This is a genomic window from Campylobacter sp. JH23, from assembly GCF_017846595.1.
Taxonomy (GTDB): Bacteria; Campylobacterota; Campylobacteria; order Campylobacterales; family Campylobacteraceae; genus Campylobacter_D; species Campylobacter_D coli.
Window position 1 is genome coordinate 285,108 of sequence record NZ_JAEQBP010000001.1, and the last position, 14,752, is coordinate 299,859.

Consider the following 14,752-nt stretch of genomic DNA (forward strand, 5'->3'; position numbering starts at 1 on the left):
TTAAGCTTTATAGATTTTTACCGCACATTTTTTAAAGTCAGTTTGCTTAGAAAGTGGGCAAGTTGCATCTAGAGTAACTTTATTGATATATACATTCTCATCAAACCAAGGCACATAAACAAGTCCTACAGGTGGTTTGTTTCTGCCACGCATATCTACTCTTGCTTTTACTTTACCACGACGCGATTCTACCCAAACTAAATCTCCTTGATTTAAACCTAATTTTTCACCATCTTTTTCACTCATATAACAAAGTGCCTCTGGAACAGCACGGTAAAGCTCTGGCACACGCATAGTCATAGTCCCACTATGCCAATGCTCTAAAACCCTTCCAGTTGAAAGCCAGAATGGATACTCTTCATTTGGTCTTTCAGGTGCTTTCATAAATGGTCTAAAGAAAATTTTAGCTTTATTTTTAATACTATGTTCTTTTTCATCCTTAGGAGCTATCAAATCCCCATTGGTAAGCATTTTATTAAATTCACCATAGAAAGCAAAATCTGAATTTGGAGCAGCTTTTTTGGCATAATAATCAAATTTAGTATTAAATCTCCATTGTGTTTCTTTACCATTTACCACTGGCCATCTTAGACCTCTTACTTGATGATAAGTGTTAAAATCAGCCAAATCATGACCATGGCCTAAACCAAATTTACGATACTCTTCCCAAAGATATTTTTGAACAAAAAAGCCATATCCTTTAAATTCTTTTCCATCACTGCCTTGAATTTTTCTTTCATCACCCTTAACTTCACTATTGTCATAATCTTTCATAACAGCATCATTTGAAGTAAAGTTTTTTGCTTCTTTATTGGCAAATAAAACATCAAAAAGCGTATCATCTTCGCTATAACCCATAGCTTTTGCTTCTTCTAGTACACTTGGTAAAGTAAGCTTACCATCTACTTTTTGTTCTTTCCAAACCTCTTTAAGCTTAAAGCGTTTTGCAAATTCTAAAATTTGCCAAGTATCACTCATAGCAGCACCTACAGGTAAAACTTGTTGTTTCCAGTGTTGAGTTCTTCTTTCAGCATTACCATAAGCACCCCATTTTTCATAAATCATCGCACTTGGCAAGATAAGATCGGCTACTTTTGCTGAAATTCCAGGATAACAATCACTCACAACGATAAAATTATCCATATCTCTAGCTGCTGTGATCCAGTGATTTGCATTTGCGGTATTTTGCCATGGATTATTTACTTGAACCCAAGCAAATTTAATTTTACCATCCTCTAAATCCCTCATAATACCAAGATAAGGCGAACCTGGTTTTGGATTGATTGTTTTTGCAGGCACTTTCCAAATTTTTTCTGAAATTTCTCTGTGTTTTGGATTTGCCACGACCATATCTGCAGGCAAGCGGTGAGAGAATGTTCCTACCTCTCTAGCAGTTCCACAAGCACTTGGTTGTCCTGTTAAAGAGAAAGCCCCACTACCTGGCTTAGCTTGTTTGCCAAGTAAAAAATGCACCATATAAGCTTGTTCATTTACCCAAGAGCCTCTTGTGTGTTGGTTAAAGCCCATAGTCCAAAAGCTCACTACTTTACGATTTTTTTCTATATATAAATTAGCCAATTCTTGGAGTTTTTTCTTAAAATCTTCTAAAGATTCATTATCATCACCCTTGGCTACTTTTGCGGTATATTCTAAAGTATAAGGTGCTAAACCTTTTTTGAATTCTTCAAAAGAAATTTCCCAATTCTTATCAGCTACGCCTTGATGTTTCATTTCAAATTTATCACCTGCTTTCACACCAAGATAAGAAAGAGAGGTTGCTTCTTCTTCATCTAAAGTGATTGCATTTTCTTTTGCAACGGTATCTTTTTCGCTTTCTTTAAATTTAGGATGGTTTGGATTATTTCTCATGCCATAACCAATATCTGCATAACCTGTTGCAAATACACAATGATCTTTAATGAATTTTTTATCCATAGCTTCAGGATGATTATAAACAATCTCTCTTGCTATATAGTTCCAAATAGCTAAATCTGTATTAGGTTTAAAAATGATTTCAATATCAGCAATATTTGAAGTACGATTAGAAAAAGTGCTTAAATTCACAATTTTAACTTTATCAAGATTGCTTAGCTTTCTATCGCTAACTCTTGACCAAAGTATAGGGTGCATTTCAGCCATATTAGCTCCCCAAGTGATGATAGTATCGGTAAGTTCTATATCATCATAACAGCCTGATGGCTCATCTACACCAAAAGTTTGCATAAAACCAACCACTGCAGAGGCCATACAATGTCTTGCATTTGGATCGATATTATTTGTTCTAAAACCCGCTTTTGCAAGTTTTAAAGCAGCATAACCTTCTTGGATAGTGTATTGCCCACTACCAAAAATCCCTATACCTGTAACGCCGAGTTCATTGTAGGCTTTTTTAAATTGTTTTTCCATTTCATCAAAGGCTCTTTGCCAAGAAACTTGCTTGAATTTTCCTTTTTTGTCAAATTCTCCCTTATCATTCATACGAAGCAAAGGCATAACAAGACGATCTTCTCCATACATGATTTTAGCGTTAAAATATCCTTTAATACAATTAAGGCCACGATTTACAGGAGCAGCAGGATCACCTTTGATTGCTACAATTTTGCCATCTTTTCTAGCTATCATAATTCCACAGCCCGTTCCGCAAAATCTACAAACGGCTTTATCCCATTTCCATTCTTCCTCTTGTGCGCCAAATACTGGCCTTGGGACACTAAGACCTGCAACACTAGCAGCACTCGCAATAGCGGTATTTTTAATAAAATCCCTTCTATTCATACTCTAATCCTCCAAAATAATAAAAATCATTTTATTATAAAAAATAGAAAATAAAATTATCTTGAATTTTTTGCAAAAAATAATAATTTTAAAGCCCTATTTTATAGGAATTTTATTGTCCTTTTATCATTTTTGAAATAATAAGATTATAAAAAATAAAACAGGCTAGAAAACTCTAATCTAATAAAAATATAAAATAATGTTTGATAAATGATTTTGTTTGAAAAGCTAAGAAAGTAGCCCCATTGGGGGCTTTATATGTAGAAAATTAATGACAACCGCATCCGCCGCAGCAGCTAGAGCCACCAAAAAATGCATCAAGTTTTGCAATATCTGGCATTTCTGTCACTTCACTTACTAATTCTTTATAAGCGATTTTACCATCTTTGATTACAAATACAGCACGAGCTAAAAGACCTTCTAGTGGACCTTCACCAATTAAAACGCCATATTTTTCTCCAAATTCTTTTGCTACAAAATCGCTAGCAACACTTAGATTTTCTATACCTTCAGTACTGCAAAATCTACCCATAGCAAAAGGTAAATCCATACTTACAACCACAACTTCAGCTCCATTGTAGCTTGCTACTTTTTTGTTAAATTCTCTTGCTTCAGTTGCGCAAACTGGAGTATCTAAGCTTGGAAGACTTAAAACAATTTGTGTTTTACCTGCAGCACCAATTTCAATCGTGCTTAAATCTTTAGCTTTAAGTCCTACTTTAGGAGCATCTGCTCCAACTTCTACTGAATTTCCTTTAAGTTTTACTGGGTTTCCTTTAAAATTTACTGAACTCATTTTGTCATCCTTTATTTTTATAAATTGAAACATTTTTGTAATTTTAATGTTTCGAAAATTATTATATCTTAATAATTATTATTAATTCTTTAAATACTCAGCTTAAAATCACTCAACTTCATTCCAAGCATGTTTTTTCCAAATTTTTTGGGCTTCTTTACTTTGAATAAATTTCACAAATTCTAAAGCTTGTTTATTTTGAAGTCCTTTTTTTGGTAGGAATGATTTCAGCTGTGCAATAAACTGCTGCTTTTTCATCTTCGATAAACAAAGCCTTATCTCCTAAAACCTTAGCCCAATGCGACCAAATAATTAAAGCGTCTATGTTTGGATTGTTGTTCCACTCATCTATAGCTATTTTAGAATTTTTAGCATAAACTTTAATATTTTTACGCAACTTGACCAAATTTTCTCTTTTACCATCTTTTAAAGCCATATCCTCATAAAGTCCAACTTGACCTGCACCATCAACAACCATAACATTTACATTATCTTTTAAAATATCCTCAAAACTTTTGATATTTTTGGGTTATTAGGACGCACGATGATACCTGAAGGACGGGCATTTAAAACAACCAAATCTTCTAAATTCAAGCTAGGAATTCTTTTGATAAATCCATCCATCATAGAAGTATTACCCGAAAAAATCAAATCCGCATCTTTTCTAGCCTTTTTAAACCACGATGGGGTAGGACCTGCAGTCACTACAACTTTTTCTTTAGTTTTTTCTTCAAATTTCAATGCTAGTTCTTTCATAACCGGCGCAGGACCGCCAGGACCATAAATTAAAACTTCAGCATTTAAAAAACTTGCTGCGACTAAACTTAAAAAAATAAATATTTTTTCATATTTTAAACCTTTCTTTCAATGATATTTATTTTGAAAGAAAATGTTATCAATCTATGGTTAACTCTCCCTTGCAAAGCCCTGCTTCTATAAGAAAACGCGAAGGTGTAAAAGCAGTTTTTTTATTTTTGTCGTATTTTGCATAGCTAAGATAAAGTATATTTTTAGCCCTTGTTACCGCAACATAAAACAGCCTTCTTTCTTCTTCCAAGCTTCCGCCCATGCTCATAAGTTTTTGATTAGGAAAACGCCCTTGTGCAAGATCGATCACAAATACCAAATCAAATTCCAAACCCTTGCTTGCATGCACGCTAAGCAAATTTACACCCTTGCCATTACTCATCTCGCTTGCACCTAGGGTTAAAAAATTATAATACTTATAAATATCGCTATAATTTTTAGTGAGTTCTTTTAAAACATTAAATTTCGTTTCTATCTTTTCTAAATTTTCTTTTTTTCTTAAAAGATCCACTTGCCCTGCTTTATTTGTCGCTCTTTTGATGGCTAATTCTTCGCAAATTTCCTTATAAAAAGAATTTTCACAAATTAAATTAACCAGTGCTAAAGAATGTTTTGTTTCCATAGCTTTTTTTAAGAAAAAATAAATTTTTTCTAAATTTTTAGCACATAAATCATTAATCTTTGAAAGTTTTAAGATAGGATGAGCATTGAACTCACTCTCAAATTTAAAACGATTTTCACTGGCTAGTTCTTCTAAGTCTGCAAAAAGCCCAAGCTGGTAATTTCTTTTTTGATGGTTTTGCAAATTTACACTTTTATCAGGTTCTAAAAAACCCCTTATCAAGCTACCATGACCTAATTTTAAAAGAGCATCAAAAATTTCCTTTGCTAAAACTCCGCCTACTCCTTTGGTATACTGAACCAAATGAATAAATGCCATGATATCCTTAGGATTTACCACAAGAGCAAGCATAGCACTAAAGGCTTTAACCTCCAAGCTTTCAAAAAAACTCCCGCTGCCTTTTCTCACACTTGCGATCCCCTGCTCTCTTAAGGCCACCTCGATACCATCTGCACTCGAATTATTGCGAAAAATAACAGCAATTTCTTCCAAGCTCACTCCGCTAGTAAGTATCATTTTGGCTATATTTTGATATTGATCAAACAATTCTTCAAAAGTCAGTAAAGAAGGGGCTTTAAATTCATCTTTTCTTGTAACTATAAGCTCCTTTGGATAGAGTCTTTCGTTGTTTAAAATTACCTTATTTGCCAAAGCTAGAATACTTCTTGAAGAACGGTAGTTTTTGTTTAGAGAAAAAATTTGAGCATCCTTAAAACGCTGCTTAAATCCACCTATTATGTTAATATCTGCACCATTAAAAGCATAAATACTTTGATCATAATCCCCCACACAAAATAAGCTCTTACTCTCAAAAGCCTCGATTAAAGAACTCTGAAGCGCATTAGTATCTTGATATTCATCTACCAAAATTTCATCAAATTCGTATTTTTTTTCATTTAAAAGAGTTTTTAAATTCAAAAGTAAATCGTTAAAATCTACATAATTAAAACGCTTTTTTTCTTCACTGTATTCTTTTAATATATCTTCATAAATTTCTGCATAAATACTTTGATCTTCATAATTTACGCAAAACCAATGGTAAAAATCTTGATCATAAGCCTTGTTTTGAAATAAAGAATATATATCATATAAATAGCTTGACTGATAAGGTTTTATATCACTTAAATGTCTAAAGGTTCTTTTTTCATAAACACTTTTAAGTAGGGTTTTTAACTCACTGGCCTGTTTTAAAACCACATCTTTATTTGCGCTTTTAAGCAAGGTATAGGCTGTGCTATGAAAAGTTCCTGCTAAAATTTTTCCTGTAATATTTTTGTCAAAATATTTCCCCAAACGGCTTATCATTTCTTTACTGGCTTTATTAGTAAAAGTCAAAAGCATGATTTTTTGCGGCGATACACCTTGGCTTAAAAGATAAGAAATTCTTGCAACTATGGTAGAAGTTTTTCCCGTCCCCGCGCTTGCTATGATCAGATTGTGTCCAAAATTTGCAGTAGCAGCTAAATACTGCTCTTCATTTAATCTAGAAAGTGGCATTTTTTTCCTTAAAAAGCACGAATTATAGAAAAAAAATGCTTAAAAATATAAAAATTTAACATTTATTTATATTAATATATAGTACAATATTCAATTTATTTTATTTGTTAAGGAATTAAAGATGAATTTTAAATTTTTTTCTATTATTGTAGGGATTTTAGTCGTTGTGATTTTAATACTTAGCGGAACTTATTACTATCTTTTTGAGTATTCTAAACCTAGCTATACACCTATAACACAAACTTCAACAGAACAAAACCAATACAGCAATAACACCCATACAACAACCCAAAACTCTTATGTTTCTGATATTACAAATACAAATAATGAAAATATAAATTTAATACAAGACAAGCAAGATGAAAAGGATGCAAATAACATCATTAACGATGACAACAAAAGCGATACAAAATCTTCTCAAATTACAAAACAAAACAATGAAGAAAAACTAGCAGCGATTGAAAAAGAAATCAGTAAACAGCAAAAAATTTTAGAACAAGAAAAAATATTTAAGCCTCAAAATACAAATAACAATAAAACAAATTATCAAGCTAAAAAACTAAGCCCAGCGCAAGAATATTTAAGCTTGGGAAAAAATAGTCGCCTTGAACCTCAACTAAGTACAGAAAATATGAAAGTTTATGTGCTTGATGGTAAATTCTTAAGCGATTATAGAATCAAGCTTTTAAAAGATATGTTAGCGATTATAGAAGATAATTCTAAAGACTATTTTCTTAGTGTTTTTGTTAAAATGCTGCCTAAGGGAGAAATGAGTTTAACTATTTACAATAAAGATATTATTTTCTCTGATATGAAAAAATCTTATAAATATATAAGTATGGATAAAATTTCACCTTATATTAAAACCCCTGAAGTGCTTAATCAATATGTAGCACGCGAAGAAATTATAGAAAGATTTAAGCTTCAAACTAAAAAAGAAGGAAAAGGAAGTGAATTTTCTAAGCATATAAATAGCTTAAAAACTGGACTTAACAAGGCTCAATACTTTTTTCCATTTTGTGAAATCATAGAAATTACTTCCGTAAAATAAGCCGCGTAAAAAAGGTAAAAAATAATGTATGATAAAAGCATAGAAAAAACATATTATCAAATTTGCGAAGAGCGTGGGTATTTTGAAATCGATGGAAATAAAGCCATACAAGAAAAAAATAAAAATTTTTGTATCATGATGCCACCGCCTAATGTAACAGGCGTTTTACACATAGGCCATGCTTTAACCTTTACTTTGCAAGATATTATGACACGATATAAGAGAATGGATGGCTATAAAGTTCTTTATCAACCAGGACTTGACCATGCAGGAATTGCCACTCAAAATGTTGTAGAAAAACAACTTCTTGCTCAAGGCATTAAAAAAGAAGAATTGGGTCGTGAAAAATTTATAGAAAAAATTTGGGAATGGAAAGAACAAAGCGGTGGAAAAATCCTAGATCAAATGAGAACTCTAGGAATTACTCCTGCTTGGAGCCGCTTGCGTTTTACTATGGATGAAGGCTTAGCAAATGCTGTAAAAAAAGCTTTTGTGGAACTTTACGATAAAAAACTTATCGTGCGTGGAAACTATATGATCAATTGGTGCACTCACGATGGAGCTTTAAGTGATATAGAAGTAGAATACAAAGAAAACAAAGGCAAACTTTATCATATAAAATATTATTTAAAAGATAGTGATGAATACCTAGTCGTAGCAACAACGCGTCCTGAGACTTTTTTTGGTGATACTGCAGTCATGGTTCATCCTGATGATGAGCGTTATAAACAATTTATAGGAAAAGAACTGATCTTGCCTTTGAGCAATAAAGCCATTAAAATCATAGCTGATGAACATGTAGAAAAAGAATTTGGAACAGGGGTTGTAAAGGTTACCCCTGCTCATGATATGAATGACTATGAAGTAGGACTTAGACATAATTTAGAATTTATAAGTGTTTTTGATGAAAAAGGAATTTTAAACGAGCATTGTTTGGAATTTAAAGGCTTAGAACGATTAGAAGCTAGAGATAAAATTGTAGCTAAACTGGATAGTCTTGGCTTTATAGATAAAATAGAAGAACATAACAATCAAGTAGGATATTGCTATCGTTGCAACAATATAGTCGAACCTTATATTTCAAAACAATGGTTTGTAAAGCAAGAAATCGCCAAAGAAAGTATAGAAAAAGTAGCTCTTGGTGAGAGTAAATTTTATCCAAGCCATTGGGTTAATAGCTTTAATGCTTGGATGAAAGATTTAAGGGCTTGGTGTATTTCAAGACAACTTTGGTGGGGACATCAAATTCCTGTGTATTATTGTGAATGCTCGCATGAATGGGCAAGTCAAGATACACCAAAAGCTTGTCCAAAATGCGGAGGGCAAAATTTCAAACAAGATGAAGATGTACTCGATACTTGGTTTTCTTCGGGACTTTGGGCAATAAGTACACTTGGATGGGGAAATGATACTTGGGGAAAAGATAAAATCTGGTTTGAAGAAGATTTAAAAGAATTTTATCCTAATTCTTTATTGATAACCGGTTTTGATATTTTGTTTTTCTGGGTAGCTAGAATGATGTTTCAAAGTACAAATGCTTTAGGGGCTTTACCTTTTAAAGATATTTATTTACACGCTCTTGTTAAAGATGAGCAAGGTAGAAAAATGAGTAAGAGTCTTGGAAATGTTATTGATCCAAATGAAAGCATTAAAGAATATAGCGCCGATATCTTGCGTTTCACCTTAGCCTTGCTTGCTATACAAGGACGCGATATCAAGCTTAGCAATGACAAACTTTTACAAGTTAGAAATTTCACAAATAAAATCTATAATGCGACAAATTATCTACTTTTAAATGAAGAGCAATTTGAAGACTTAGAAAAGATAGAACTTAAAAGCGCATTAGCTCAATTTGTTTATTCTAGATTTCAAGATTGTGTAAAAAATGTGAGAGAAAATTTAGACAATTATCGCTTTAATGATGCTGCAAACACACTTTATAAATTCTTCTGGGATGATTTTTGCGATTGGGGGATAGAACTTAGCAAAGCTCAAAAAGAATCAGTAAAAGAACTAGGAAGCATTTTCAAAGAGGCTTTAAAACTCTTAAATCCTTTTATGCCATTTATCAGTGAGTATCTGTATCACAAGCTTAGTAAAAGTGAACTTAAAACAAGTGCCTCCATAATGATAAGCAAATACCCACAATTTCATGCAAAAAATTCCAATATAGAAGAAATTTTCTCTTTGATCATAGAAAGCATTGTTAGCATACGCCGCGCTAAAAGCCTTGTGGATTTAGGAAATTCAAAAATAGAAAAAGCCTATATTAAATTAAATGATAAAAAAATGCAAGATGAAATCAAATCCTATATGAAGTTCATCACCATGCTTGCCAAATGCGAAAATATAGAATTTACAGAAAACAAACTACAAAAAGCCATTTGCGATGTAAGTGAAAATTTAGAAATTTTCATCACGCTTAATAATGTAGATTTAAGCGGTATTTTAACAAGGCTTGAAAATCAAAAAACAAAGCTAGAAAAAGAAAGTACCAAACTAAATGCTATGTTGTCAAATGAAAAATTTATTGCCAATGCGCCTAAAGAAGTCGTAGAACAGAATAAAGAAGCTTTGGCAAATTTAAAAACTCAGCTTGAAAAAATATCAGCTGAACTAGCAAATTTAAAAGGTTAAAAACTTTGATAAAAATACAAAATTTAAAAAAATATTACGGAAAAGAACTGGTTATTAATGATGTTTCCTTGGAGATAAAAAAAGGTGAAATCTATGCTATCGTAGGACACAGCGGTGCTGGAAAATCTACTCTTTTAAGATGTATCAATGGACTTGAAAGCTATCAAGAAGGAAGTTTAAAAGTGCTTGATGCTGAAATAAAAGATCTAAGTCAAAATAATCCTAAAAAGCTTAGAATGTTAAGAAAAGATATAGGTATGATTTTTCAAAATTTTGCCTTAATGGAAAGAAAAAATGTATTCGAAAATGTTGCAATGCCTTTAAGAATGCATTATAGCCAATGCAAAATTTATTCTAAGCTTTTTGGCAAAGAATATATGAGCGAAAAAGATTTAAATCAAAAAGTCAATTCTTTGCTTGATGTTGTAGGGCTTGATCATAAAAACAAAGCCTACCCCAGAGAACTTAGTGGGGGGCAAAAACAACGCGTGGCCATTGCTAGAGCCTTGACTTTAAATCCTAAAATTTTACTTAGTGATGAAGCCACTTCAGCTCTTGATCCTAATACAACAAAAAATATTTTAGAACTCATTGCTAAAATCAATGCTGAATTTGGAATAACCGTGGTTTTAGTCACACACGAAATGGATGTTGTAAAAGATGTTGCTCAAAAAGCTTTACTTTTAGAACATGGTCAGATTATAGGAAGTGGCGCAATTGATGAGCTCTTTTTAAAACCTAATGAAAAAATGAAAGAATTTTTGGGCGAAAGTGATTTCTTGCCTTCAACAGGTTTAAATATCAAGCTTTACTTCCCAAAAGAAGTAGCGCAAAATAGTATTATTACGCATATGGCAAGAACTCTTAATATCGATTTTAATATTGTTTGGGGTAAAATTGAAAAGCTTAATGGAAATGCTTTGGGAAATCTAGTGATTAATATCGATGAAAAGGATAAAAGTAAAGTTCTTAATTATATAGAACAAAGTGGGGTTTTATGGGAGGTAGTATCATGAATGAAGTGTCTATATTTGATGCATTTTTGGGAAGAATTTCGCAATTTTTTACTGAATTTTCTTGGCAAGGTATCAAAGAGGTATCTCTAAATTCCATCAGCACCTTTGCACAAAACTATGAAAATATTTTAAAACCTGCTTTAAATGAAACTATTTATATGAGTTTAATGGCTGTATTTTTTGGTTTTATTTTAGCTATAATTCCTGGAATTTTACTTGCTATTTGGGATAAAAATGGTATCAAGTATAATAAAATCGCTTATGCGGTTTTAGATTTTATCACCAATCTTTTAAGAGCTTTTCCTTTTCTTATATTGATTGTTGTGCTTTTACCTCTTTCTAAAATTATAGTGGGCACTAGTATTGGCACAAATGCAGCCATAGTTCCTTTAGCTATAGGTATAGCACCTTATTTGGCAAAGATGTTAGAAAGTGCTTTTAAGGAAGTAGATCATGGCATTATAGAAGCTGCAAAAAGCTACGGTGCAAGCAATACTCAAATCATCTTTAAAGTGATTTTTAACGAATCCTTGCCAAATATTATTAGCGGTATAACTTTGACTTTGATTTTTACCATAGGTTTTTCGGCCCTTGCAGGAACTGTCGGTGGTGGCGGACTTGGAGATGTGGCGATTCGCTATGGTTATGAACGCTTTAATAAAGAAATCATGATTCAAACGGTAGTTATCTTACTTGTATTGGTGCAATTGGTTCAAATTTTAGGCAATTTATTTTACACTTGGGCTAAAAATAGCAAAACTTTATACATTCTTGCTACTTTAATAGCCTTATTTGTAATTAGCATAATCATCAATATAAACAACGATGAAAGTTTTGTTTGGCAAGCAATTATTTTAATCGTTCTTGCTCTGTGTTTTATTTATAAATTCCTTAAAAAATAAAAAATTAAATCCGGTTTTAATTTAAATATAAGTTTTTTTAAGTAGAATAAGCCAAAAAATTTTTAAAAGGATTAACAGATGATGCCTCAGATGCGCTAGTCTGACTATCAAGATTTCTCATAATGCTTCTTCCTGATAGTCAGAGTGATTAAGATTAAAGCAAGCACAAAAATGACTATATAAGGAAATTAAAATGAATATCAAAAATTTAATCGTAGCAAGTTTTTTAGGTTTGGCTGTAAATTTAACAGCCGCAGAAACTATCAGTATCGCAGCAACTCCAGTTCCTCATGTTGAAATATTAGAGCAGGTAAAACCTGAACTAGAAAAACAAGGTTATAAACTCGAAATCAAAGAATTTACAGATTATGTTTTACCTAATCTAGCCGTAGACAGCGGAGAAGTGGATGCAAATTTCTTTCAGCACACACCTTATTTAGAAGAATTCAATAAAAATAAAGGTACCAAACTCACCAAAGTAGCTAATGTGCATATCGAACCTATGGCTGTTTATTCTAAAAAATATAAAAGTTTAGATGATATCAAAGAAGGTGCTACTATAGCTATACCAAATGACCCAACCAATGAGAGTAGAGCTTTAGATATTATCGCAAAAAAAGGTTTGGTGGAATTTAAAGAAAAAGCTCTTAAAACTCCACTTGACATCACAACAAATCCAAAGAAAATAAAATTTGTAGAGCTTAAAGCTGCTCAACTTCCAAGAGCTTTAAATGATGTGGATTTTGCTGTAATTAATTCTAACTATGCACTTTCTGCGAATTTAAATCCAGCTCAAGATGGCGTATTTATAGAAGATAAAGAAAGCCCTTATGCAAACATCCTTGTAGTAAAAACAGGAAATGAAAATGATCCTAAAATCCAAGCTTTAGCAAAAGCTCTACAAAGTGAGAAAGTTAAACAATTTATCATCGAAAAATACAAAGGCTCAATTCTACCTGCATTTTAATCCTTGTCCCTTTTTTAGGGACTCTTCTTTTTTTAATCACCAAAGGAGTTTTTTATGAAATTATTTAAAATTATTTTATTATTTTGCTTACTGAATTTAAGTCCTATATTTGCCAAAACCATAACCATAGGAGCTACACCAAATCCCTTTGCAAGCTTACTAGAAAAAGTTAAAGATGATTTTAAAGATAAGGGTTATGAATTAAAAATAATAGAATTTTCTGATTATATACTGCCTAATAGAGCCTTAGAAGAAAAAGAACTTGACGCAAATTTATATCAGCACAAACCCTTTTTAGAAGAATACAATGCTCAAAAAGGCACAAATTTAACCCCAACAACGCCTGTTGTCATCGCACCAGTAGGAATTTATAGCAAAACAATTAAAGATTTAAAGAATCTTAAAAAAGGTGCTAGGGTTGCTATACCTAATGACGCTACAAATGAGAGTAGAGCTTTGGAGCTTTTAGAAAAAGCTGGCTTGATTGAGTTAAATCAAAATACTCTTAAAACCCCATTAGATATAAAGAAAAATCCTAAAAATCTTAAATTTATAGAACTAAAAGCAGCACAACTCCCAAGAGCTTTAGATGATGTGGATATTGCTGTGATTAATTCTAATTTTGCGCTTGGAGCTGGACTGAATCCGATTAAAGATACCATCTTTAGAGAAGATAAAAATAGCCCTTATGTAAATTATGTTGTGGTTCGTTTTGAAGATAAAGACAATGAAAAAACTAAAATCATAGATGAAATTTTAAGAAGTGATAAATTTAGAAATATTATTGATGAGCACTATAAAGATGTACTAATCCCTGCATTTTAAGGAGTTTTTATGAAATTTAAAAAAATATTACTGAGTGTTTTTTGCATAACAAGTTTTCTCTTTGGAGCCGAAAAGAGTATCATTATAGGAGCAACGCCTACTCCTTATGCTGAAATCTTAAATTTTGCAAAACCTATTTTTAAAGAAAGAGGTTGGAATCTTGAAGTAAAAGAATTTAGTGATTATAATATACCTAATATCTCACTTAATGAAAAAAATTTAGATGCAAATTTATATCAACACAAACCCTTTTTAGAGGATTTTAACGCTCACAAAGGCACAAAATTAAGTTCTTTGGGTTCTATTGTTTTAGTTCCTATGGCTATTTATTCTAATGATATTAAAGATATTAAAAATATCCCAAATGGTGCTAAAATTGCTATTCCAAATGATGCTACCAATGAAAGTAGAGCTTTGGATTTGCTTGCTAAAGCTGGTTTGATCGAATTTAAAACTTCAAGCACTCTTAAAACCCCGATTGATATCAGTAAAAATCCTAAAAATCTTAAATTTATAGAGCTAAAAGCCGCACAACTTCCAAGAGCTTTAAATGATGTAGATTTAGCAGTCATTACGACAAATTATGCCCTTGGCGCAGGACTTAATCCTCTAAAAGATGGAATTTTTATAGAGGATAAAGACAGCTTATATGCTATAGTTCTGGCAGTAAGACAAGGTGATGAAAAAAACGAAAAAAGTCTAATTCTTAAAGAAATTCTAACCAGTGATAAAATAAAAAATTTCATCAATGAGCAATACAAAGGCTCTGTTATACCTACTTTTTAATCCAGGCAAAGCCTTTAAAGGCTTTGTAAATTTGTATTGGGTAAAATATAAAAGATTAATACCATATTAGG

General features: G+C 31.9%; 10 protein-coding genes and 1 pseudogene. 7 read left to right on the top strand and 4 right to left on the bottom strand.

Annotation, left to right across the window (positions count from 1 at the left end; all coding sequences use genetic code 11):
- From napA to KAR88_RS01485, 4 genes and pseudogenes are all read right to left on the bottom strand, one after another.
- On the bottom strand, window positions 1-2,775 hold the full coding sequence (gene napA / locus KAR88_RS01470; protein ID WP_002776675.1) for a periplasmic nitrate reductase subunit alpha: 2,775 nt from the start codon (window positions 2,773-2,775) through the stop codon (window positions 1-3).
- 268 nt (window positions 2,776-3,043) lie between these two features.
- Window positions 3,044-3,571 (bottom strand): thiol peroxidase, encoded by a 528-nt coding sequence (tpx, locus tag KAR88_RS01475; protein ID WP_002776674.1) that lies wholly within the window; start codon window positions 3,569-3,571, stop codon window positions 3,044-3,046.
- A 108-nt stretch (window positions 3,572-3,679) separates the two neighbouring features.
- A pseudogene (locus KAR88_RS01480) lies at window positions 3,680-4,411 on the bottom strand (substrate-binding domain-containing protein).
- A 55-nt stretch (window positions 4,412-4,466) separates the two neighbouring features.
- Entirely contained in the window at window positions 4,467-6,497 is a 2,031-nt protein-coding gene (locus KAR88_RS01485) for an ATP-dependent helicase (RefSeq protein WP_002776669.1), read from the bottom strand.
- Between the two features lie 121 nt (window positions 6,498-6,618).
- On the opposite strand from KAR88_RS01485, the gene KAR88_RS01490 reads away from it, so the two are divergent.
- The 7 genes from KAR88_RS01490 (at window position 6,619) to KAR88_RS01520 (ending at window position 14,681) form a co-directional block, all read left to right on the top strand.
- Complete coding sequence (locus KAR88_RS01490) at window positions 6,619-7,548, top strand: hypothetical protein (protein WP_002776668.1); 930 nt, start codon at window positions 6,619-6,621, stop codon at window positions 7,546-7,548.
- A gap of 24 nt (window positions 7,549-7,572) precedes the next feature.
- Window positions 7,573-10,185 carry a valine--tRNA ligase gene (locus tag KAR88_RS01495; RefSeq protein ID WP_002776667.1) on the top strand — a complete coding sequence of 871 codons (2,613 nt, stop codon included), beginning with the start codon at window positions 7,573-7,575 and terminating at the stop codon, window positions 10,183-10,185.
- A gap of 5 nt (window positions 10,186-10,190) precedes the next feature.
- Window positions 10,191-11,201, top strand: coding sequence for a methionine ABC transporter ATP-binding protein (locus KAR88_RS01500; protein ID WP_002776666.1), 1,011 nt, complete (start codon window positions 10,191-10,193; stop codon window positions 11,199-11,201).
- Window positions 11,198-12,103 carry a methionine ABC transporter permease gene (locus tag KAR88_RS01505; RefSeq protein WP_057030743.1) on the top strand — a complete coding sequence of 302 codons (906 nt, stop codon included), beginning with the start codon at window positions 11,198-11,200 and terminating at the stop codon, window positions 12,101-12,103. Before KAR88_RS01500 ends, KAR88_RS01505 begins: the two co-directional genes overlap by 4 nt.
- Before the next feature lie 193 nt (window positions 12,104-12,296).
- A complete protein-coding gene (locus KAR88_RS01510) occupies window positions 12,297-13,070 on the top strand; it encodes a MetQ/NlpA family ABC transporter substrate-binding protein (protein ID WP_002776664.1) in 774 nt (257 codons plus the stop codon).
- Window positions 13,071-13,124: 54 nt separating this feature from the next.
- The gene (locus KAR88_RS01515) at window positions 13,125-13,895 is read left to right on the top strand and encodes a MetQ/NlpA family ABC transporter substrate-binding protein (protein WP_002817100.1); all 771 of its coding nucleotides are present in this window, start codon (window positions 13,125-13,127) and stop codon (window positions 13,893-13,895) included.
- A 9-nt stretch (window positions 13,896-13,904) separates the two neighbouring features.
- Window positions 13,905-14,681 (top strand): MetQ/NlpA family ABC transporter substrate-binding protein, encoded by a 777-nt coding sequence (locus KAR88_RS01520; RefSeq protein WP_192801234.1) that lies wholly within the window; start codon window positions 13,905-13,907, stop codon window positions 14,679-14,681.
- The last annotated feature ends 71 nt before the right edge of the window (window positions 14,682-14,752 follow it).

What these genes read in the sequence shown, in the direction of transcription:
- napA (WP_002776675.1), bottom strand. Translation starts at nt 2,775, where the DNA reads ATGAATAGAAGGGATTTTATTAAAAATACCGCTATTGCGAGTGCTGCT.
- tpx (WP_002776674.1), bottom strand. Translation starts at nt 3,571, where the DNA reads ATGAGTTCAGTAAATTTTAAAGGAAACCCAGTAAAACTTAAAGGAAAT.
- KAR88_RS01485 (WP_002776669.1), bottom strand. Translation starts at nt 6,497, where the DNA reads ATGCCACTTTCTAGATTAAATGAAGAGCAGTATTTAGCTGCTACTGCA.
- KAR88_RS01490 (WP_002776668.1), top strand. Translation starts at nt 6,619, where the DNA reads ATGAATTTTAAATTTTTTTCTATTATTGTAGGGATTTTAGTCGTTGTG.
- KAR88_RS01495 (WP_002776667.1), top strand. Translation starts at nt 7,573, where the DNA reads ATGTATGATAAAAGCATAGAAAAAACATATTATCAAATTTGCGAAGAG.
- KAR88_RS01505 (WP_057030743.1), top strand. Translation starts at nt 11,198, where the DNA reads ATGAATGAAGTGTCTATATTTGATGCATTTTTGGGAAGAATTTCGCAA.
- KAR88_RS01510 (WP_002776664.1), top strand. Translation starts at nt 12,297, where the DNA reads ATGAATATCAAAAATTTAATCGTAGCAAGTTTTTTAGGTTTGGCTGTA.
- KAR88_RS01515 (WP_002817100.1), top strand. Translation starts at nt 13,125, where the DNA reads ATGAAATTATTTAAAATTATTTTATTATTTTGCTTACTGAATTTAAGT.
- KAR88_RS01520 (WP_192801234.1), top strand. Translation starts at nt 13,905, where the DNA reads ATGAAATTTAAAAAAATATTACTGAGTGTTTTTTGCATAACAAGTTTT.